Origin of the sequence: Nocardia sp. NPDC004151 (assembly GCF_042874235.1) — a bacterium.
Lineage (GTDB): Bacteria > Actinomycetota > Actinomycetes > Mycobacteriales > Mycobacteriaceae > Nocardia.
Map to the genome: position 1 here is coordinate 199,409 of NZ_JBIAMR010000013.1, position 19,603 is coordinate 219,011.

At 68.4% G+C, this 19,603-nt stretch carries 16 protein-coding genes; 6 read left to right on the forward strand and 10 right to left on the reverse strand.

All coding sequences use genetic code 11. The features are described 5' to 3' along the window. Nucleotides 1-89 precede the first annotated feature (89 nt). On the forward strand, nucleotides 90-659 hold the full coding sequence (locus ACFYTS_RS26765) for an NADPH-dependent FMN reductase (protein WP_387308010.1): 570 nt from the start codon (nucleotides 90-92) through the stop codon (nucleotides 657-659). 64 nt (nucleotides 660-723) lie between these two features. Here ACFYTS_RS26765 and fadD32 read toward each other — a convergent pair whose 3' ends face one another. Next, entirely contained in the window at nucleotides 724-2,604 is a 1,881-nt protein-coding gene (fadD32, locus tag ACFYTS_RS26770; RefSeq protein WP_387308012.1) for a long-chain-fatty-acid--AMP ligase FadD32, read from the reverse strand. 109 nt (nucleotides 2,605-2,713) lie between these two features. Continuing rightward, nucleotides 2,714-3,958, reverse strand: coding sequence for a KasA/KasB family beta-ketoacyl-ACP synthase (locus ACFYTS_RS26775; RefSeq protein WP_387308014.1), 1,245 nt, complete (start codon nucleotides 3,956-3,958; stop codon nucleotides 2,714-2,716). Between the two features lie 295 nt (nucleotides 3,959-4,253). Between ACFYTS_RS26775 and ACFYTS_RS26780 the strand changes: the two genes are divergently transcribed. Further along, nucleotides 4,254-5,252: an acyl-ACP desaturase gene (locus tag ACFYTS_RS26780; RefSeq protein ID WP_387308016.1), complete on the forward strand. Its 999-nt coding sequence runs from the start codon at nucleotides 4,254-4,256 to the stop codon at nucleotides 5,250-5,252. A gap of 54 nt (nucleotides 5,253-5,306) precedes the next feature. On the opposite strand, the gene ACFYTS_RS26785 is transcribed toward ACFYTS_RS26780, so the two are convergent. From ACFYTS_RS26785 to ACFYTS_RS26795, 3 genes are read right to left on the reverse strand one after another with little or no spacing between them, the layout of a single operon-like run. After that, complete coding sequence (locus ACFYTS_RS26785; protein WP_387308018.1) at nucleotides 5,307-6,140, reverse strand: DUF72 domain-containing protein; 834 nt, start codon at nucleotides 6,138-6,140, stop codon at nucleotides 5,307-5,309. A 10-nt stretch (nucleotides 6,141-6,150) separates the two neighbouring features. Next, a complete protein-coding gene (gene glpK, locus ACFYTS_RS26790; protein ID WP_387308020.1) occupies nucleotides 6,151-7,665 on the reverse strand; it encodes a glycerol kinase GlpK in 1,515 nt (504 codons plus the stop codon). A gap of 25 nt (nucleotides 7,666-7,690) precedes the next feature. Beyond that, nucleotides 7,691-8,455, reverse strand: a complete 765-nt coding sequence (locus ACFYTS_RS26795) for an IclR family transcriptional regulator (protein ID WP_387308022.1) — start codon at nucleotides 8,453-8,455, stop codon at nucleotides 7,691-7,693. A 182-nt stretch (nucleotides 8,456-8,637) separates the two neighbouring features. Here ACFYTS_RS26795 and glpK (ACFYTS_RS26800) point away from each other — a divergent pair, with 182 nt between their 5' ends. The 3 genes from glpK (ACFYTS_RS26800) to ACFYTS_RS26810 all read left to right on the forward strand — a co-directional run bounded on the left by glpK (ACFYTS_RS26800) (nucleotide 8,638) and on the right by ACFYTS_RS26810 (nucleotide 13,480). Further along, on the forward strand, nucleotides 8,638-10,164 hold the full coding sequence (glpK, locus tag ACFYTS_RS26800; protein WP_387308024.1) for a glycerol kinase GlpK: 1,527 nt from the start codon (nucleotides 8,638-8,640) through the stop codon (nucleotides 10,162-10,164). A gap of 54 nt (nucleotides 10,165-10,218) precedes the next feature. Then, on the forward strand, nucleotides 10,219-11,895 hold the full coding sequence (gene glpD / locus ACFYTS_RS26805) for a glycerol-3-phosphate dehydrogenase (RefSeq protein ID WP_387308026.1): 1,677 nt from the start codon (nucleotides 10,219-10,221) through the stop codon (nucleotides 11,893-11,895). Nucleotides 11,896-12,055: 160 nt separating this feature from the next. After that, complete coding sequence (locus ACFYTS_RS26810; RefSeq protein ID WP_387308028.1) at nucleotides 12,056-13,480, forward strand: WGR domain-containing protein; 1,425 nt, start codon at nucleotides 12,056-12,058, stop codon at nucleotides 13,478-13,480. Nucleotides 13,481-13,494: 14 nt separating this feature from the next. Here the strand turns inward: ACFYTS_RS26810 and ACFYTS_RS26815 are convergent, their stop codons facing one another. Both ACFYTS_RS26815 and ACFYTS_RS26820 read right to left on the reverse strand, forming a co-directional pair. Continuing rightward, nucleotides 13,495-13,998: a PaaI family thioesterase gene (locus ACFYTS_RS26815; RefSeq protein WP_357288654.1), complete on the reverse strand. Its 504-nt coding sequence runs from the start codon at nucleotides 13,996-13,998 to the stop codon at nucleotides 13,495-13,497. Between the two features lie 47 nt (nucleotides 13,999-14,045). Further along, a complete protein-coding gene (locus tag ACFYTS_RS26820) occupies nucleotides 14,046-16,637 on the reverse strand; it encodes an ATP-dependent Clp protease ATP-binding subunit (protein WP_387308030.1) in 2,592 nt (863 codons plus the stop codon). A 126-nt stretch (nucleotides 16,638-16,763) separates the two neighbouring features. Between ACFYTS_RS26820 and ACFYTS_RS26825 the strand changes: the two genes are divergently transcribed. After that, the gene (locus ACFYTS_RS26825) at nucleotides 16,764-18,044 is read left to right on the forward strand and encodes a M20 family metallopeptidase (protein WP_387308032.1); all 1,281 of its coding nucleotides are present in this window, start codon (nucleotides 16,764-16,766) and stop codon (nucleotides 18,042-18,044) included. A gap of 16 nt (nucleotides 18,045-18,060) precedes the next feature. Here ACFYTS_RS26825 and ACFYTS_RS26830 read toward each other — a convergent pair whose 3' ends face one another. From ACFYTS_RS26830 to ACFYTS_RS26840, 3 genes are all read right to left on the reverse strand, one after another. After that, on the reverse strand, nucleotides 18,061-18,258 hold the full coding sequence (locus ACFYTS_RS26830; RefSeq protein ID WP_357288663.1) for a hypothetical protein: 198 nt from the start codon (nucleotides 18,256-18,258) through the stop codon (nucleotides 18,061-18,063). A gap of 239 nt (nucleotides 18,259-18,497) precedes the next feature. Beyond that, complete coding sequence (locus ACFYTS_RS26835) at nucleotides 18,498-18,839, reverse strand: Lsr2 family protein (protein WP_213561466.1); 342 nt, start codon at nucleotides 18,837-18,839, stop codon at nucleotides 18,498-18,500. Between the two features lie 134 nt (nucleotides 18,840-18,973). After that, nucleotides 18,974-19,591: an Rv3235 family protein gene (locus ACFYTS_RS26840; protein ID WP_387308034.1), complete on the reverse strand. Its 618-nt coding sequence runs from the start codon at nucleotides 19,589-19,591 to the stop codon at nucleotides 18,974-18,976. Nucleotides 19,592-19,603 lie beyond the last annotated feature (12 nt).

Consider the following 19,603-nt stretch of genomic DNA (forward strand, 5'->3'; position numbering starts at 1 on the left):
CAACAACTCCCAGTCGGTGGGACGGCGCATACGAGACAACCGTCCAGATCACCCGAAATACTCCGGCCCCGCCGCGGGTTGCCGAAGCTGTGACCATTCCGCGCATCCTGCTGGTCTCCGGCAGCACCCGTGAGGCCTCGACCAATACCGCCGCGCTGCGCACCGTCGCCGCCGACGCCGGGTCCGATTTCGTGGCCGACCGATACGAGGGCCTGCTCGACCTGCCCGCCTTCGTGCCCGGCGCCGATCCCGAGCCGCCCGTGGTCGAGGCCCTGCACCGCCGGCTCGCCGAGGTCGACGCGGTGCTGTTCTGCACCCCCGAATACGCGGGCATGATCCCCGGCAGCCTGAAGAACCTGCTGGAGTGGACGGTCGGCAATGCCGATCTCAGCGACAAGCCGGTCGCCTACGTGAACGTCGCCTACGAGGGCCGCGGCGACGCGGCGGTGGCGACGCTGCGCACGGTGCTCGGTTATGTCGGGGCCGAACTGGTCGAAGCGGCCTGCGGCCGGATCACGGTTCTGCAAAGCGCCGTCGGACCGGACGGATTCGTCGCCGACGCCGAGGCCCGCGCCCGCCTCAACACCGCCGCCCGCGCCCTGGCCGAACACGCGGCCCGCCCCGCCGAGCCCACGACCGCGGTCCGGCTCGACACCTGAACACCCCCGGAAACGCCGTGGGGCACACCACCACCGGTGCGCCCCTCGGCGACGCGCGCCGGAGTCAGTCCACGTGGTCGGGGAAGGCCTGCTGGCGATGGCCGCCCCGGAGGGTGCCCTCCAGATAGGCCGCCTTGCACGCGCGGCGCGCGATCTTGCCGCTGGAGGTGCGGGGAATGGACCCCGCGGGCACCAGCAGCAGGTCTCGGACGGTCACGCCGTGCCGCTTGGCGATGGCCGCCCGGACGGTCTCGGTGATCGGCTCCGGATCGAGTTTGGCCGCGCCGGTTCCGCGTTCGGCCACGATGACCAGTTGCTCGGCGCCGGTGGCCGGTTCCGAGCCATTGACCGTGACCACCTGGTCGGGCAGCTGGTCGCCGGCGACCGAGAAGGCGGCCACGAAGCCGGGCCGCAGCGCGGTGCTGGATTCCTGGGCGGAGTACTCCAGATCCTGCGGGTAGTGATTGCGCCCGTCCACGATGACCAGGTCCTTGAGGCGGCCGGTGATGAAGAGTTCACCGTCGCAGTACGCGCCGAAATCGCCGGTGCGCATCCAGTTCGCCTCCGGCTCGGTGCCTTCGGCGTGGCTCTCGGGCTGCCGGGCGACGATCCGGTTGTGGAAGGTGGCCTCGCTCTCCTGGGGTTGGCCCCAGTAGCCGCGGCCGATATTGGCGCCGTGCAGCCAGATCTCGCCGACCTCGCCGTCAGGCTTCTCCGCGCCCGTCTCCGGATCCACGATGGCCGCCCACTGCGATAGCGCCACATACCCGCAGGACACCTGGGACACCGCGTTGTCCGCGTGCTCGTCGACCTCGACCATGCGTCCGGCGTTGAGCTTGGTGCGGTCCACCCAGACCGTGCGGGCCTCGTCCTCGCGCTTGGTGGCGGAGACGAACAGGGTGGCCTCGGCCATGCCGTAGCAGGGCTTGATGGCGGTCTTGGGCAGGCCGTAGGGGGCGAAGGCCTCGTTGAACTTCCGCATGGAGGTCACCGACACCGGCTCGCTGCCATTGATCAGGCCGATGACATTGGACAGGTCCAATTCCTCACCGGGCTTGGGCAATCCGCGCGCCGCCGCGTGTTCGAAGGCGAAATTGGGTGCGGCGGCGAAGATCTCGGCGCCGTCCTCCTGGGCGGCCAGCTCCTTGATCCAGCGGTGCGGCCGGCGCACGAAGGCGCTGGGCGACATGATGGTGATGTACTTGCCGCCCAGGGTGGGCAGGATGACGGTCAGCAGCCCCATGTCGTGGAACAGCGGCAGCCAGGTGACGCCGCGCGCCTTCTCGGTGATGCCGATGGCGTCGATCATCTGCAGCAGGTTGGTGCCGACCGCCCGGTGGGTGATCTCGACACCGGCCGGGATGCGGGTCGATCCGGAGGTGTACTGCAGGTAGGCGACGTCGTCCATCTTCAGGTGCGGCCGCACCCAGCTCTCCCCCACCCCGTCCGGGATGGCCTCGACCGCGATGATGCGCGGACGTTGCGGTGCGGGCAGGTGTTTGAAGATCTCGCGCACTCCGGCCGCGGCAGAGCCGACGGTCAGGATGGCCGTGGGCTTGCAGTCCTCGAGCACGGCGTAGAGCCGGTCGGTGTGGCCCTGCTCGTCCGGATCGAACAGCGGCACCGCGATATTGCCGGCGTACACCGAGGCGTACATGGCCACGATGTAGTCCAGGCCCTGCGGCGCGAGGATGGCGACGCGGTCCCCCGGCTGCGTGACCTGTTGCAGCCGGGCGGCTACCGCGCGCAGCCGGACGCCGAAGCGGTTCCACGTGATGTCGTGGTACTCGCCGTCGCGTTCGCGTGAATAGTCGATATAGCGGTAGGCGAGCTCGTCCGCGTTGGCCGCGGCATGTTTGTCGACCAGGTCGACCATGGTCTGGTTGTCAGGGATCTTGATGTGGCCGTGCTCGTCCAGATAGTCATCGAAGGTCTCGCCGATCATTCCCTATCCTTTTTCAGCTCGCGGTCCGTCAGAACCGCGCAGTGACACCGAACAAAGATCGACACGAAAGCCCGAATGTAGCTGGGGGCTTCGGGACTCTAGCAGAGGGTCAGTACCTGCCGAAAGCGATGGCGACGTTGTGCCCGCCGAAGCCGAAGGAGTTGTTGAGCGCGTAGTCGTAGCGCCCCGGCCGGGCCTGGCCCTTCACCACGTCGAGGTCGATCTCCGGGTCCTGGTTCTCCAGATTCAGTGTGGGAGGGATGATTCCGTCCCGCACGCTGAGCACGGTGATGACCGACTCCAGCGCACCGACCGCGCCGATCGAATGTCCGAGCGCGGACTTGGGCGCGTATACCGCGGCATGATTGCCGACCGCTTGCTGAATCGCGTTGGCCTCCGCGGTATCCCCGATCGGGGTGGCGGTGGCGTGCGCATTGATGTGCGTGACATCGGATTTGGCCAAGCCCGCGAACTCCATGGCGCGGCTCATGGCGCGCGCCGCGCCGGTGCCCTCCGGATCGGGGGCCACCAGGTGGAACCCGTCGGAGGTGATGCCCGCGCCCATGATGCGGGCGTGGATGGTGGCCCCGCGCGCCTTGGCGTGGTCCTCGGTCTCGATCACCATGAGCGCCCCGGCCTCGCCGAAGACGAAACCGTCGCGCTCCATGTCGAAGGGGCGGGAGGCGCCCTTGGGGTCGTGGTTGCGGGTGCTCATGGCGCGCATCATGGAGAACCCCGCGATGGGCAGCGCCTGGATGGAACCTTCGACGCCGCCGGTGACCACCATGTCGGCATCACCCATGACGACCGTGCGCCAGGCGTTCGCGATCGCCTCCGAACCGGACGAACAAGCCGAAACAGGCGTTGACACACCGGCCCTCGCACCCAGTTCGACACCCACGCAGGCGGCCGCGCCGTTGGGCATGACGGCTTGCACGGTGTGCGGCAACACCTTCCGGTAACCGCCGTTGACCAGCTTGTCGCGGGTGGCGATGAGCATCTCCGCGCCGCCCAGTCCGGTGCCGATGGAGACCGCGAGGCGATCCTGGTCGACCTGCGGGGATCCGGCGTTGACCCAGACCTCCCGAGCCAGCACCATCGCCATCTGCTCGACGTAGGACAGGCGCCGGGCCTCCGCCTCGGACAGCTGGTCGGTGGGCAACACCTTGAGGTGCCCGCCGATTCGGACGGGGAGGCCGAAGTCGTCGAGGAAGCTGTCCTCGAGAACGTCGATCCCGCTCTCGCCGTTGAGTAACCCCTTCCACGTCGAGTCGACGTCACCCGCGATCGAGGTGGTCGCTGCCAGCGAAGTGACGACGACACTGGGATATTTCCGGCGGTTGGGCGTCTGCATGTTCACACTCTCCGTAGCAATGCTTCGGCGAATCTGGTATCGATCCGCGTGGGCTGTCAAGGGCAGGTGGAAGCTGACGAACGGGCCCGGCTGTAGAGACTCCGGCGGGGTGATGAGGACAATATTCGGCGAACTGAGCTAGATTATCCGAGGCGAAGCCGACCAGTCCCATTAAGCGACACGCGGGCATCCCTTTTTCAATCACCCGGATCCCTCTCGACGCGGCGGCCGATCGCCGGATCTCCCGAGCATCATTCCCGCAGTGCCGAGCCATTTCAAGGGAGGGCATACGATCGTGACCAGGAGTCTCACGCAGTTGGAGCTGCTCCTCGAGCTGGAACCGATTGCCGAGCAGAACGTGCACCGCCATCTATCGATGGCCAAGGACTGGCACCCCCACGACTACGTCCCGTGGGACCAGGGTCGCAACTTCGCAGCTATGGACGGCACGGACTGGCAGCCGGAGCAGTCGGCACTCAGCGAAGTCGCCAAGGCGGCAATGATCACCAATCTTCTCACCGAGGACAATCTGCCCAGCTATCACCGGGAAATCGCCGAGAACTTCTCTCAGGACGGCCCGTGGGGCACCTGGGTGGGCCGCTGGACCGCCGAGGAGAACCGGCACGGCATCGTGATCCGGGACTATCTGGTCGTCACCCGGGGCGTGGATCCGGTGGCGCTGGAGCAGGCGCGGATGACGCACATGACGAGCGGCTACAACGCCGCCCAGCTGATCAAGAAACACGCCGGGACCGACTACGTGCCCGTCGACGCCGGATTCATGCATTCGGTCGCCTATGTGACGTTCCAGGAATTGGCGACGCGCGTGTCGCACCGCAATACCGGCAAAGCGTGCGAAGACCCCATAGCGGACCGCATGCTGCAGCGCATCGCCGCCGACGAGAACCTGCACATGATCTTCTACCGCAATATGTGCGCCGCGGCCCTGGACCTCTCACCGGACCAGGCCATGGAGGCCATCACCAATGTCGTGCTCCGCTTCCAGATGCCCGGCCTGGGGATGCCCAACTTCCGCCGCAACGGCGTGCTGATGGCCAAGCACGGCATCTACGATCTGCGCCAGCACCTGGAGGAAGTGCTGCTGCCCAACCTCAAGAAGTGGAACATCTTCGAGCGCAACGACTTCGGGCCCGAGGGCGACCGCCGCCGCAACGAGGTCGGAATGTACCTGGACAAGCTCCAGAAGGACGTGGTCCGGTTCGAGGAACAGCGGGACAAGTCCCTGGCCCGCGAGGCCCGGCGCAGCGGCACCCCGCCCCTGCTGATCGGCTGAGCCCCCCGGCGGCGCACGGTGACCGGACGACATCCACCGTGTGCCGCCGGCTCGTCAGAACAGGGTCATCGGATCGGTGGGTTCGGGGGTCGGCAGGGGCTCCAGATCGGGCACCCGCGCGGCCACCTCGGCGTGGAAGCGGCGGGCCAGGGCGCGGGAGGCCGCGTTGTCCGGCGTGTGGATGAACACCGTGGGGGAACGACCTTCCCGCAGCCAGCCGACGGTGGTGTCGATCCACGGCTGCCAGCCCGCCACGGTGGCGGCGGTGTCGTCGCGGCCGTGATAGCGGACGATCGGGAACTCGGTGAGCGCGCGGGTGCGACGGGGGTTGGCCGGCTTCTTCGACGACGCCTCGTACTCGGCGGCGCTGGTGGGTGGCGCGGCGAACAGCACAGTGGTGTCGAAGGGTATCCACTCGGCCCCGGCCGCGTTCAACACCGCTTCGAGTTGCGCTGTGGCGCGTGGGTTCTCGAAGAAGGCCGGGTGGCGCACCTCCACGGCGCAGCGGTGGTGGGACGGGATGGCCTGGAGCAGGTCGGCCAGCGCGGTCAGGTTGGTGAACGAGCCCGGCAGCTGGATCCACAGCGCGTGCAGGCGGCGGCCCAATGGTTCGATGGCGTCGAGGAAGCCCGACATCTCGTCGTCCACGCCGGTGAGACGGCGGTCATGGGTGATGGTGCGGGGCAGCTTCATGACGAACCGGAAGTCGGGATCGGTTTGCCGGGCCCAGGATTGGACGGTGCGGCGCTGCGGGACGGCGTAGAAGGTGGTGTTGCCCTCCACCGCGTTGCACCAGGAGGAGTAGTTGCGCAGGCGTTCGGCCGGGGGTATCGGCTTCTCCTGCCAGTCCGGGTGTGTCCACATTGCGCAACCGACGTAGAGCCGCATACCTGCCACGTTAGGTCAAGGGCTTCTTGGGGCGCAGCCAACCGAAGGTAAGCTCCACCGCCCGCCGCCAGTTGTCGTATTCTTCGGCGCGCAGCGCGGGGTCCATGCGCGGCAGCCATTGGGCCGCGACGCGCCAATTGTGGCGCAGGCCCTCGAGATCCGGCCAGAAACCGACCGCCAGGCCCGCCGCGTAGGCCGCGCCCAGCGACACCGTCTCGGCCACGATCGGGCGCAGCACCGGGATGTCGAGGACGTCGGCGACGATCTGCATGAGCAGGTTGTCCGAGGTCATGCCGCCGGCCACCCGCAGAGATCCGGCCCGCAGCCCGGAATCGGCGTTCATGGCCTCGAGCACGTCGCGGGTCTGCCACGCCGTCGCCTCCAGCACGGCCCGCGCTATGTGGCCCTTGGTGATGTACGAGGTGAGCCCGATGAGCAGCCCGCGCGCGTCGCTGCGCCAGTGCGGCGCGTACAGGCCGGAGAAGGCGGGCACCAGATAGCAGCCGCCATTGTCTTCCACTGTGCCCGCGAGGGTTTCGATCTCGGGAGCGCTCGCGATCAGGCCGATATTGTCGCGCAGCCACTGCACCAGCGAGCCGGTCACCGCGATCGGGCCCTCCAGGGCGTACACCGGCTCCGGGCCCACCTGGTAGCCGATGGTGGTGAGCAGCCCGTGTTCGGACCGCACCAGCTCCTTGCCGGTGTTCATCAAGAGGAATCCACCAGTGCCGTACGTACATTCGGTCTCGCCCGGCGCGAAACACGTCTGGCCGAACAGCGCCGCGTGCTGGTCCCCGAGCGCCGCCGCGATGCGCACGCCGGGCAGCACCTTCGCAGCGGTCCCGAAGTCGCCGGTGGACGGCTGGATGGCCGGCAGCATGGCCCGCGGAATGTCGAAGAACCGCAGCAGTTCCGGATCCCATTGCAGCGTGGCCAGATTCATCAGCAGGGTGCGTCCGGCATTGGTGACGTCGGTGACGTGCACTCCCCCGTCCGGTCCCCCGGTGAGGTTCCAGATCAGCCAGGTCTCCATGGTCCCGAACAGCACCTCGCCGCGTTCGGCCCGATCCCGCAGGCCCGGTGTGCGGTCGAGCAGCCAGCGCAGCCGGGGCGCGGCGAAGTAGGTGGCCAGCGGCAAACCGCAGAGCTCCCGGATGCGTTCCGCCCCAGGGGTTTCTCGCATACGCTCGACCAGATCCTCGGTGCGCACGTCCTGCCACACGATGGCGCGGGCGACCGGCGCGCCGGTGGCGCGGTCCCACACCACGGTGGTCTCACGCTGATTCGCGATACCCACCGCCGCCACCTGATCGGCGGTGATGCCCGAATCCCGCAGGGCCGCGGGCACGATGCGCTCCACATTGCGCCAGATCTGCACCGCGTCCTGCTCCATCCAGCCCGGCCGCGGGTAGTACTGGCGGTGCTCGCGCTGCGCCACGCCGCTCAGGCGGGCGCGCTGATCGAAGAGGATGGCGCGGGTCGAGGTGGTGCCCTGGTCGATGGCGAGCACGAACCGCTGCGTCATGCGTGACCGCTCCTGTCCGGGAAAGTCATTGCGCGCCACCGAGATCCCGGGAGACCGCGGCCGCCGCGTCGGCGACCTGGGTGACCGGTGCGGACCGGATGCGCAGCTGTCCGTCGCAGAGCCGGTCGATCGGCCCGGTGATGCCGATGGCTCCGACCACCAAACCACCCCGGGAGCGAATCGGCGCGGCGACACTCGCCTCGCCGGAACGGTATTCGCCGATATCGCCCGCCCATCCGGCGCGCCGGACCTCGGCGATCGTCCGCCGCAATGCCGCCGCATCGGTGATGGTGCGATGGGTGAGGGCGGGCAGCGCGCCGTCGCGCATCCCGTCGGCGAGGTCGCCGTCGTAGGCCAGCAGCACCTTGCCCAGCGCGGTCGCGTGCGGCGGCAGTTCCTCGCCGACCGCGAGTTCCTGTTCGGTGTTGTCGGGGCGGAAGACGTGGTGGACGACCACCACGCCGCCCTCCACGGGGGCGGCGATGCGCACCGATTCGCCGCTGCGCGCGGCCAGGGCGTCGGCCCGGTTGATGGCGCGGGAGCGGAGTTCGTTGGCGTCCAGATGTCCGGCCCCGAGATCCTGCAAGGCCGGGCTCAGCAGGTATTTGCCGCTGACCGGGTCCTGATCGACGAATCCGACGCCCTGCAGGGTCCGGAGAATGCCGTGCGCGGTGGGCTTGGCCAGGCCGAGCGCCGCCGCGATCTCGCCGACCGCCATCCGCCCGGAACCGCGGGCCAGCAGCCGCAGCATGGCCGCGGCGCGTTCGATCGACTGAATCGGACCCGGCATGTTCGTAACCTACCAGCTAACCGTTCGGCATTGTCGAACACTTCCTCTGTGCGGACGACATTCCACTTCGTAGCGTGGTGATCGGACCCGGTAGGCGCCGGTTCCACCCTCTCGACCCCCGCCGCCACCCCCGGGGACCCAGGGATATCGGACTCAATGGCGAGCTTCCCGAAAGGACCGCGATGACGCAGTATGTCGGAGCCATCGATCAGGGCACGACCTCCACGCGCTTCATGGTGTTCGACCACGGCGGCACTGTGGTTGCCCGCCATCAGCTCGAACATGAGCAGATTCTCCCGCAGGCCGGGTGGGTGGAACACAATCCCGACGAGATCTGGGAGCGCGCCCGCACCGTCATCAAGAGCGCCCTGGCCGGCGCCGGTCTGACCGCGAACGACCTGGCCGCCGTCGGCGTCACCAATCAGCGCGAGACCACCATCGTGTGGAACCGCCACACCGGACGCCCTTACTACAACGCCATCGTCTGGCAGGACACCCGCACCGACCGCATCGTGGCCGAGGTGGAGAAGGCGGGCAAGGGCGATCTGATCCGCGAACGCGCCGGACTGCCGCCCGCCCCGTACTTCTCCGGCGGCAAGCTGAAGTGGATCCTCGACAACGTTCCCGGCGTACGCGAGGACGCGGAAGCCGGTGACGCCCTCTTCGGCACCCCCGACGCCTGGATCATCTGGAACCTCACCGGCGGCGTCCACGGCGGTGTGCACATCACCGACCCCACGAACGCCTCGCGCACCATGCTCATGGATCTCGAAACCCTGGACTGGGACGAGGAATTGCTCGCGGTGTTCGGCGTGCCGCGCGCCATGCTGCCGCGCATCGCGCCCTCCTCGAATCCGGAGGGTTTCGGCGTCACCTTCGCCGGCGGTCCGTTCAAGGGTGAGGTCCCGATCACGGGCGTGCTCGGCGATCAGCAGGCCGCCACCGTCGGCCAGGTCTGCTTCCGCCCGGGTGAGGCCAAGAACACCTATGGCACCGGCAATTTCCTCATGCTGAACACCGGCACCGAGATCGTGCGCTCCAAGCACGGGCTGCTCACCACCGTCGCCTACCAGTTCGGCGACGACAAGGCGGTGTACGCGCTGGAGGGCTCGATCGCCGTCACCGGGTCGGCCGTGCAGTGGCTGCGCGATCAGCTCGGCATCATCTCCGGCGCGGAGCGGGTCGAGGCCCTGGCCCGGCAGGTCTCCGACAATGGCGGCGTCTATTTCGTGCCCGCCTTCTCCGGCCTGTTCGCGCCCTACTGGCGCGCCGATGCCCGCGGCGTCATCGTGGGCCTGTCGCGCTACAGCAACAATGCCCACATCGCCAGGGCCACACTGGAATCCATCTGCTACCAGACCCGCGATGTGGTCGAGGCCATGCAGCAGGACTCCGGCGTCACCCTCGACACGCTGCGCGTGGACGGCGGCGTCACCGCCAACGAACTCGCCATGCAGATCCAGGCCGACTTTCTCGGCGTCCCGGTCTCGCGGCCGGTCGTCTCCGAGACCACCGCGCTCGGCGCCGCCTACGCGGCCGGGCTCGCGGTCGGATTCTGGAGCAGCACGGACGAACTCGTCGCCAACTGGCACGAGGACCGGAACTGGCAACCCGCCATGACCGAAGAGCAGCGGCAGCGCGGTTACGCCCGCTGGCTCAAAGCGGTGTCCCGCACCCTCGACTGGGTCGACCTCGACGACGAGGACTGAACGGTGACCGGCACCCATCACAAGCCTGAAAACACCGATAGCAAGGAGCATTTCGTGTCCGCACAACTGGATCCCGCCTACCGCGCCCGGGCGATTGATTCGCTCGGCGACACCGAAATCGACGTGCTCGTGATCGGAGGTGGAGTGACCGGAGCGGGCGCCGCCCTCGACGCCGCCTCGCGCGGGCTGTCCGTCACCCTGGTCGAGGCGCGCGACTTCGCGGCCGGCACCTCGAGCCGGTCGTCCAAGCTCATCCACGGCGGCCTGCGCTACCTCGAGCAGTACGACTTCGCCCTGGTCCGTGAGGCTTTGAAGGAACGCGGCCTGCTGCTCAACAAGCTGGCCCCGCACCTGGTCCACCCGGTGTCGTTCCTGTTCCCGCTGCAGAAGCACTACGAGCGCTTCTACATCGGCGCGGGCATCGCCCTCTACGACACCATGGGCGGCGCGCGCTCGGTGCCGATGCACAAGCACCTGAGCCGTTCCCGCGCACTGGAATTGGCGCCCGCACTCAAGGAAGACGCCATGACCGGCGCCATCCGCTACTACGACGCGCAGGTCGACGACGCCCGCCACACCATGATGATCGCGCGCACCGCGGCCCAGCACGGCGCGACCGTGCTGACCCGCACCAAGGTCACCGGCCTGCTGCGCGACGGCGAGCGGATCGCCGGCGCGAAGGTCGTGGACCTGGAAACCGGTCTGGAGCACAGCATCCGGGCCCGAACCGTGATCTCGGCGACCGGTGTGTGGACCGACGACATGATCAAGATGACCGGCGTGGAGTTCCCGTTCCATGTGCGCATGTCCAAGGGCGTGCACATCATGGTGCCGCGCGAGAAGCTCGACCTGGGCACCGGCATCGCCATGAAGACCGAGAAGTCGGTGCTGTTCGTCATCCCGTGGGCCGAGCACTGGATCATCGGCACCACCGACACCGATTGGTCGCTGGACAAGAACCACCCGACCGCCACCGCCGGGGATGTCCAGTACATCCTCGACCACGTCAATTCGCTGCTGCGCGAACCGCTCACCCGCGCCGACATCGTCGGCACCTACGCGGGCCTGCGGCCGCTCATGACCGGCGCGTCCAAGGAGACCTCGAAGCTCTCACGCGAACACGCGGTGGCCGAGCCCGCCCCGGGCCTGTTCGTCATCGCGGGCGGCAAGTACACCACCTACCGGGTGATGGCCGCCGACGTGGTGGACGCCGCCGCCGAACGTCTGGGCAGCGATGTCGCGCCCTCGGTGACCGCGAACCTGCCCATCCTGGGCGCGGTCGGCTACCAGGAGCTGCTCGACCGGGCGCCCGAGGTGGCCGCGGCCGCCGGGCTGCCGGAGCAGACCGTCACCCACCTGCTGGGCCGCTACGGCTCGCTGACCGACGAGATCTTCGACCTCATCGCGGCGGTTCCCGCACTGGCCGAACCGATTCCGGGCGCGGAGGACTACCTGGGCGCGGAAGCCGTCTACGCCGCCACCCACGAGGGCGCGCTGCACCTGGACGACCTGCTCACCCGCCGCACCCGCATCTCGATCGAGGTGCCCGACCGCGGACTGCGGGCGGCGCGCGAGATCGCCCGGCTCATCGCCCCGCACCTGGGCTGGGACGACGAGCGCACCAATGCCGAGATCAACCGCTACTTCGACCGCGTGCACGCCGAGCTGGCCGCCAACGAGAAGCAGGACGACGAGGCCGCCAACGCGGCCCGCATGATCGCCGTCGGCTGACGACGGGCCGAGTGTTCCGACGCCGCGCGGGGAGTCCCGCGCGGCGATGGAGCGCATTCCCCTTCTCCCACGGGCCGTCGACCTCGGCAGATGCCGAATGTCGGTGGGCCTTGTTAGTTTTCGCCGCACATCGAGTTGAACGTGAATCTTGGAGCAAGGCATGAGCGGCGGGGAGACCACGTACCTGGAACTGTCCCAGGACAGCGGTACGGCACACAAGTTCTACGAGGTCGTCGTGACCGGGACGCAGGTGACGATCCGATACGGGCGCATCGGCGACGCCGGGGCACGACAGGTGAGTTCGTTCCCGACAGCGGAGAAGGCGCGCGCGGCGGCGGCCAAGAAGGTCGGCGAGAAGATGCGCAAGGGTTACGCGCCCGCGGTGATGGGCGCCCGCGCGGCACGGCCGGTCACCCGGCGCGCCATCGTCAGTCAGCGCTCCACCGCCAAGAAGGCCCCGGTGTTGTGGAGCTTCGACTCCGGCGCGGCGGCGTTCGGCATCTTCGTCGACGACGAGCGCTGCTGGGTCGGCAACGAGCACGGCGATGTCTTCACCATCACCCCCGACGGCACGGTGACCGGCCGGTTCCGGCTGCCCGACGCGGTGAAGTGCATTGTCGCCGACGATTTCTGGATCTACGCGGGCTGCGACGACGGCCGCGTCTACGACCTGACCGGCAAGGTGCCGCGCGCGGCCTACGACATCGCCGCCAATGTCGACATCTATTGGCTCGACATCCACGACGGCATCCTCGGCGTCTCCGACCGGCAGGGCGGGCTCACCGTCATCGACCACGAGGAGGAATCGCTGTGGACGCGGCGCAGCACCGGCGACTCCGGCTGGATGGTGCGCATCGACGAATCCGGTGTTTACCACGGGCATTCGAACGGCGTCACCACCTACGACCTGGCCACCGGTGACACCCGCTGGCAGGTCGGCACCGGCGGCGCGGTGCTGTTCGGCTGGCAGGAGAACGACGCCGTGTACGCGGGCACCGGCACCAGGCAGGTGCGCATGGTGGCCAAGGACGGACAGGCCGAACGCACCTACCAGTGCGACGCGGCCGTCTTCTCCTGCGCCACCTCACCCGACGGGCGCTTCGTGTTCGCGGGCGACAACTACTCGTCGGTGTACTGCTTCGACGCCGCGGGCAACCGCCTGTGGAAGCTGGCCACCGGCTGCGGCTCGGCGTACTCCATGCAGTACCACGACGAGAAGCTCTACCTGGTCACCACCAACGGCACCCTGGCCTGCCTGGATGTCAGCGAAGCCGCCATCCGCGACGCCGAGCAGGGCGTGCTGCCGCAGACGCTGTCGATCAAGGCCCCGGAGATCTCGGCCGTGATGCCCAGCGCCACGGTGGAGGTGATCGCGGACGCCGGGGACGGCATCGTGGTCGAATGCGTCCAGGAGAACGGCAACCTGCGCGTGCACGTGGTCTCGGCCGGGTACCAGCGCGGCTGGAATGTGCAGTTCCCCAGGGAGATTCGCGAGGCGGGCGCGCGGTACGTGGTCGACGCGGTCACCGAGTCGGCGCGCGGCGGGTTCTACCGGGTACGCGGCGACATCCGCCGACTGCGCTGAGTCCCGAGCCCGAATCAGGCTCCGACGCTGGACAATTCACCCGGTGTAGCACCGAAGCGGTGGAAGTGGGCGGCGGTGACCTCGACGAAGATCGCGCGGCCGGTGGCGACCACGGTGTCGCCGTCGGTCAGCTCGGTGTGGATGAACAGCTTGCGGCCTTCCCGTCCGACCAGCTTCGAGGTGACCGTCAATTCTCGGTGCAGCTGGACGGGCACCGTGAAGTCGACCTCGAGTTTCACGGTCACGGCGGGCAGCTGCAGCGGCATCAGCACCGAACCGGACGCCTCGTCCAGGGCGGCGGAGACGATGCCGCCGTGCGCCACACCGGGTGCGCCCTGATGCCGCTCGTCCAGCACGAAAGTGCTGCGGACCAGGTCGCCGTGGCGTTCGAAGGTCATGGCGGGGGAAGCCGGATTGGCCGGGCCACAGCCGAAACAGCCGGGGTGATGCGGCGGGAAGGGCCCCTCGGCGAACAGGTCGCCGAGGGGCAACGGCGCGGCGTCGCGATCGTTCTCCATACCTGAAAGTTAACCCAGGTTCACGTCGGACGCGCAAGCCCCCGAGGTCAGCTCTTGGCCGCCCCCGACTTCCCGCGCGGCGGCTTCACGCCGTTCTTGCCGTGACCGTCGGGCTTGCCGTCGGCGCCCTTCTTGCCGCTCTTGCCGACGGTCATGATCGATTGCTCGGAGACCTTGGCATCGGTCTTCTTACCGCCGCTGTGGTGCAGCGCCTCGATCAGCAATCCGTTGTCGTCGGCGTCGATGCGCACGGTGTCGCCGGGCGCCAGTGAGCCTTCCAACAACTTCTTGGCCAGGGCGTTGTCCAGCTCCTTCTGCACCGTGCGGCGCAGCGGGCGGGCGCCGAACTCGGGCTGATACCCGTTGTCCGCCAGCCAATCCATGGCCTGGTCGGACACGTCCAGGGCGATGTCCTGGGCGTGCAGCCGGCGACGGGTGCCGTCCAGCACCAGGCCGACGATGGTGCGCAGCTGCTCCTTGTCGAGGCGGTGGAAGATGATCGTCTCGTCGAGCCGGTTGAGGAACTCCGGACGGAACTGCTTGCGTAGTCGCTCCTCCAGCTGCGGCTTGATCGAATCCAGGTCGCCGTCCTTGGCGGACAGGATGAGGTCGGAGCCGATATTGCTGGTCAGGATGACGATGGTGTTCTTGAAATCGACGGTGCGGCCCTTGGAATCGGTGACCCGGCCGTCGTCGAGCAACTGCAGCAGCACATTGAACACATCCGGGTGCGCCTTCTCGACCTCGTCGAACAGGATCACCGAATAGGGCTGGCGGCGGACCTTGTCGGTGAGCTGGGCGGCGTCGTCGTAGCCGACGTATCCGGGCGGGGCGCCGACCAGCCGGGCCACCGTGTGCTTCTCCTGGAACTCGCTCATGTCGAAGCGGATGAGCCGGTCTTCGTCGCCGAACACCGCGGCCGCCAGGGCTTTCGCAAGCTCGGTCTTGCCGACGCCGGTGGGGCCCAGGAACAGGAACGAGCCGATCGGCCGGTTGGGGTCCTTGAGTCCGGCGCGGGCGCGCCGCACCGCCTCGGCCACCGCGACGATGGCCTCCTCCTGGCCGATCACCCGCTGGTGCAGATCCTGTTCCAGCTTCAGCAGTTTCGCGCGTTCCTCGGTGGTCAGGTCGGCGACCGGGATGCCGGTGCGGCGCGAGATCACCTCGGCGATATCGGTGATGGTGACCGTCGGGATCTCGGTGCGGTCCACCTCGTCGGCGGTCTTCCGCTCCAGCTTCGTGATCTCGGCCTTGATCTTGTTGGCCTTCTCGTAGTCCTCGCCCTTGACCGCAGCGTCCTTCTCCCGATTCAGGTGCGCCAGTCGATCTTCCAGCTCGCGCACCTTGGGATCCGGTGTGCGCGTGCGCAATCGGACGCGGGCGCCGGCCTGGTCGATCAGGTCGATCGCCTTGTCCGGCATGAACCGATCGGTCAGGTAGCGGTCGGACAGTTCGGCCGCCGCGATCAGCGCCTCGTCCAGATAGCGGACCTGGTGGTGCTCCTCGTACACGTCGGCCAGACCGCGCAGGATCTCGATGGTGTCGGCCACCGACGGCTCGGACACCATGACCGGCTGGAAACGGCGTTCCAGCGCCGCGTCCTTCTCGATGTATTTGCGGTACTCGTCGATGGTGGTCGCGCCGATGGCGTGCAATTCGCCGCGGGCCAGGGCGGGCTTGAGCATATTGCCCGCGTCCATGGAACCCTCGCCACCACCGCCCGCCCCCACGATGGTGTGCAGTTCGTCGATGAACACCACCAATTCGTCGGAGTGCGCGCGCACCTCGTCGAGCACCTTGGTGAGCCGTTCCTCGAATTCGCCGCGGTATTTGCTGCCCGCCACCATGGAACTCACGTCGAGGGCGACCACGCGGCGGTCGGCCAGCGTGGCGGGTACGTCGCCGTTGACGATGCGCTGGGCCAGGCCCTCCACGATGGCGGTCTTGCCGACGCCCGGATCACCGATCAGCACCGGATTGTTCTTACGCCGCCGCGACAGGATCTCGACGGTCTGCTCGATCTCCTCGGCCCGGCCGACCACCGGGTCGACCTGGCCCGCGCGGGCCTCCGCGGTGAGGTCGCGGCCGTACTCGTCCAGAGTCGGGGTGTCGGAGGGCTCCTTGGCCGCCGGCCCCCCGGTGGCCGCGGGCATCTTCGCGCCCGCCAGCGCCTGGGCGGCCGCGCTGTCGTGCAGGCCCGCGATGCCCAGCAGGATGTGCTCGGGCCCGATGTAGCTGCTGCCCGCCTCGGCGGCGCTGCGCTGCGAATTGCGCAGGGCCAGCTTGGCGGCCGGGCTCAGGGCCGGGGCGTGGTCGTCGCCGTGCGCGCCGACGCCGCCGCCCGCCGCGGTGCGCATGTGCTCGCGCAACTGTTCGGGGTCGCGACCGATCTCGGCGATGATGCTGCGCGCCGGCTCGATGGCCGCCGCCGCGTAGAGCAGATGCTCGGGGGTGATCTCGGTACTGCCCCAGTCGTGGGCGGCCTGGCGCGCGGTGTCGACGACCTGTTTGGCGCTCTCGCTCAGCAATCGGGTCAGGTCGATGCGCTGCACCGGTGGCCTGCGCGACATTCCGGATCCGAAGAAGCGGTCGAAGATATCGTCGAAGGAATCCATCGAACTGGGCCAGCCCTGCGTCATGCGGTCACCTCGCGGCTTCGGGTGACGCCCCGGCAGACCCGGTAGGGCTCGGTATGACAACGAGCCTGCCGACGCGTCAGCTAACGGATGGCGAACTCGGTGACCACAGTAGTAGCCTCGGCCCCGATGAGCGACCTCTACGGAGATCTCGATACGCGCGCGGCCGCGGTGGCCGCGCAGGTGGTGCGATGGCGGCAACACCTCCACGAGCACCCGGAACTGTCCAATCGCGAGACCGGGACCGCGGCGCTGATCACCACCCATCTGAAGTCACTGGGCCTGGACGACATTCGCACCGACATCGCCGGACACGGCGTGGTCGGGGTGCTGCGCGGCGGGTTGCCCGGGGACCGGGTGGTGGCGCTGCGCGCGGACATCGACGCGCTGCCGGTGCCCGATCTGTGCGGAGTGCCGTTCGCCTCGCACGCGGTCGATCAGGACTACCCCGGCGGCCCGTTCCCGGTGTCACACGCCTGCGGCCACGACTGTCATACGGCCATGCTCATGGGCGCGGCCACCGTCCTGTCCGGGCTCCGCGAACAACTGCCCGGCAGCGTGCTTTTCGTGTTCCAGCCCGCCGAGGAGGGCCCGCCGGTCGACGAAAAGGGCGGCGCGCGAGCGATGCTCGACGCGGGCGCGCTCGACGATCCGGCCCCGACCATGGCGTTCGGCTTCCATGTCACGCCATATCCCAAGGGCTACATCGGGTATCGCGTGGGCAATCAGTTCGGCGCGTCCAGCCTGGTGAAGATCACCGTCACCGGACAGCAGGTGCACGGGTCCACACCGTGGATGGGCATCGATCCCATGCCCGCGGCCGGGGCGATCCTGACCGGTGTCGGGCAGCTCTACCGGCAGGTCAGCGCCTTCGACCCGATCACCGTCAGCATCGGGCACATCGAGGACGTCGGGCGGTTCAACATCATCGGCCAGACCGTCACCCTGTGGGGCACCATCCGCTGCAGCGTCGAGCGGGACATGGCCGAGGTGCGGACGCGGCTGCGCACGCTGGCCACCAACAGCGCTGCGGCGTACAACTGTTCGGCCGCGGTGGAGTTCCTCCAGGACGTGCCCGCGGTGCACAACGAGCAGGCCTGGATGGATGCGGCGCTGCCCACCTTCCGGCGGGTGGCCGGGGACGACCGGGTGGTGGCGACCGGGCCCACGCTCGGGTACGACGACGTCTCCGAGTTCGTGAACAGGTACGGCGGGCTCTACGTGACGCTCGGCGTGCAGGACGCCCAGCTCGACGAGACAGACCTGCCAGTCCCGGCGCCCGGGGGACGCGGGCTCTACATGAACCACAATCCGCACTTCTACGCCGACGACGACACGCTCGTCACCGGGGTGCGATTGCACGCGCAGGTGGCCTACGACCATCTCAGCGGCGCCTTGGCGCCGGGCTAGCGTGCGAGGAGAGCCCTCAACGGGCAGCGAGAACCTGGAGGAACGGGGCGTAGTCGCGGACGTGGCCCTCGGTCCAGTCCCAGAACGAGGCCGGGTCCACCGCCACCCCGCGCTGCAGCATCAGATGCCAGCCGTCATCGCGCTTTTCCCACATGTCACCGTCCCGATCGACGTACAGGCCGGTGCTTTCGGGCTCGATACCTGTCTCGCCCACAACGATCACCCCTAGAACTCAGGTTGCTTCTGTTCGGAAGCATTCTCCCCGACACCTGTTGTTCACTTTCGACCGGGGTGGTGGCCGTGCGGTCGCCGCACATAGCGACCGTGCCGATTGTCGCGAGAAATCCAGGAGAGCTAATGGCCTGATTTGTCAGTTTTGGCCCGATATGTCAGTAGCCGCCGCCAACCGGCCCCGGCACCCCGCCGAATTTCCCGCGCTCGGATTTGCGCTGGCTAATTCTTGGCGCGCTGGTAAGCCTCGACGATCTCGGCCGGGATACGACCGCGCGAGGAAACCTGATGACCCTGCGCCCGCGCCCATTCCCGGATCGCGGTGCTCTCCTCGCGGTCCACGGCCGGACGGGTACGGCCGCCGGCGGCCACCTTGCGCTTGGAACGACCCACCTTGCGGGCCTTCTCCGACCACGGTTCCAAGGCTTCCCGCAGCTTACCGGCGTTCTTGTTCGACAGATCGATCTCGAAGTCGTTGCCGTCGATCGAGAAAAAGACGGTCTCGTCGGCCTTCGATTCGCCGTCGTAGTCGTCAACCAGAGTTACTGTGACTTTCTTCGCCATGGACTGCCCTTCCACGTGTAGGTGCCGCTATTCGCCGAAATGCTAATCCCGCGGGATGCAGGATTCAAACCAGGCGCGAATCGAATTCGGCGCCACCAGACAATTCAGCTATTACCGCTGAGACCCTCCGGTCTTCAGCACACCCGGAATGCGGCCAAGCGCCACCCGGAACGACCGCGGACAATGCGTGCCGCGAGCGCGAAATGCCGGCCGCCCCGATCGTAGGCCGCGCAAACCTCACCCCCGGCGGTCCCGGTCATGATCACATCGACCCTGGTGAGGGTGGCGGTGCCGAGCTCGCGCCCCGGTAGTCCGCGCCCGCCCGCGAGGGTGCGCACCGCGGCCACGACCGCGGGCTCCGCGAGCGGGGCCAACTGCCCCGGCGGCCGCCGACCATCCAACACCTCGAGCGCCGATCGCAGGGCGATTCGGGCGAATTGCCCTGCGCCGGTGTTGCGTTCGTCACTCCGCCCGGAATTCGCAGGGTGCGAAGACCGCAAAACCCGCTGCAGGCCGGCCGGGCGCGAAGCCCGGACCGCTGATTCGGAGCCCACCCGAGGCCTGCATCCCGGCGCCCCACCGCCCGGCCGCAGCGACGATGGCAACGGCGGCTCGAATCCCGGTGCGGGCAGCAGAAATCCGCTCTCCGTCTCCACCACCACTCCCCCTCGACTTCCCCTACTCCGCGTTCGGATGCCACACAGAATCACACGGGGTACGCGGAGCCCACCGGCCGGACGCGAACTTCGCACCCGGCGGTGGTG

Coding starts and splice junctions, on each gene's coding strand:
- fadD32 (WP_387308012.1), bottom strand. CDS start 2,604: ATGATCGGCGAGACCTTCGATGACTATCTGGACGAGCACGGCCACATC.
- ACFYTS_RS26775 (WP_387308014.1), bottom strand. CDS start 3,958: ATGCAGACGCCCAACCGCCGGAAATATCCCAGTGTCGTCGTCACTTCG.
- ACFYTS_RS26785 (WP_387308018.1), bottom strand. CDS start 6,140: ATGCGGCTCTACGTCGGTTGCGCAATGTGGACACACCCGGACTGGCAG.
- glpK (WP_387308020.1), bottom strand. CDS start 7,665: ATGACGCAGCGGTTCGTGCTCGCCATCGACCAGGGCACCACCTCGACC.
- ACFYTS_RS26795 (WP_387308022.1), bottom strand. CDS start 8,455: ATGCCGGGTCCGATTCAGTCGATCGAACGCGCCGCGGCCATGCTGCGG.
- glpK (WP_387308024.1), top strand. CDS start 8,638: ATGACGCAGTATGTCGGAGCCATCGATCAGGGCACGACCTCCACGCGC.
- ACFYTS_RS26810 (WP_387308028.1), top strand. CDS start 12,056: ATGAGCGGCGGGGAGACCACGTACCTGGAACTGTCCCAGGACAGCGGT.
- ACFYTS_RS26815 (WP_357288654.1), bottom strand. CDS start 13,998: ATGGAGAACGATCGCGACGCCGCGCCGTTGCCCCTCGGCGACCTGTTC.
- ACFYTS_RS26820 (WP_387308030.1), bottom strand. CDS start 16,637: ATGACGCAGGGCTGGCCCAGTTCGATGGATTCCTTCGACGATATCTTC.
- ACFYTS_RS26825 (WP_387308032.1), top strand. CDS start 16,764: ATGAGCGACCTCTACGGAGATCTCGATACGCGCGCGGCCGCGGTGGCC.
- ACFYTS_RS26835 (WP_213561466.1), bottom strand. CDS start 18,839: ATGGCGAAGAAAGTCACAGTAACTCTGGTTGACGACTACGACGGCGAA.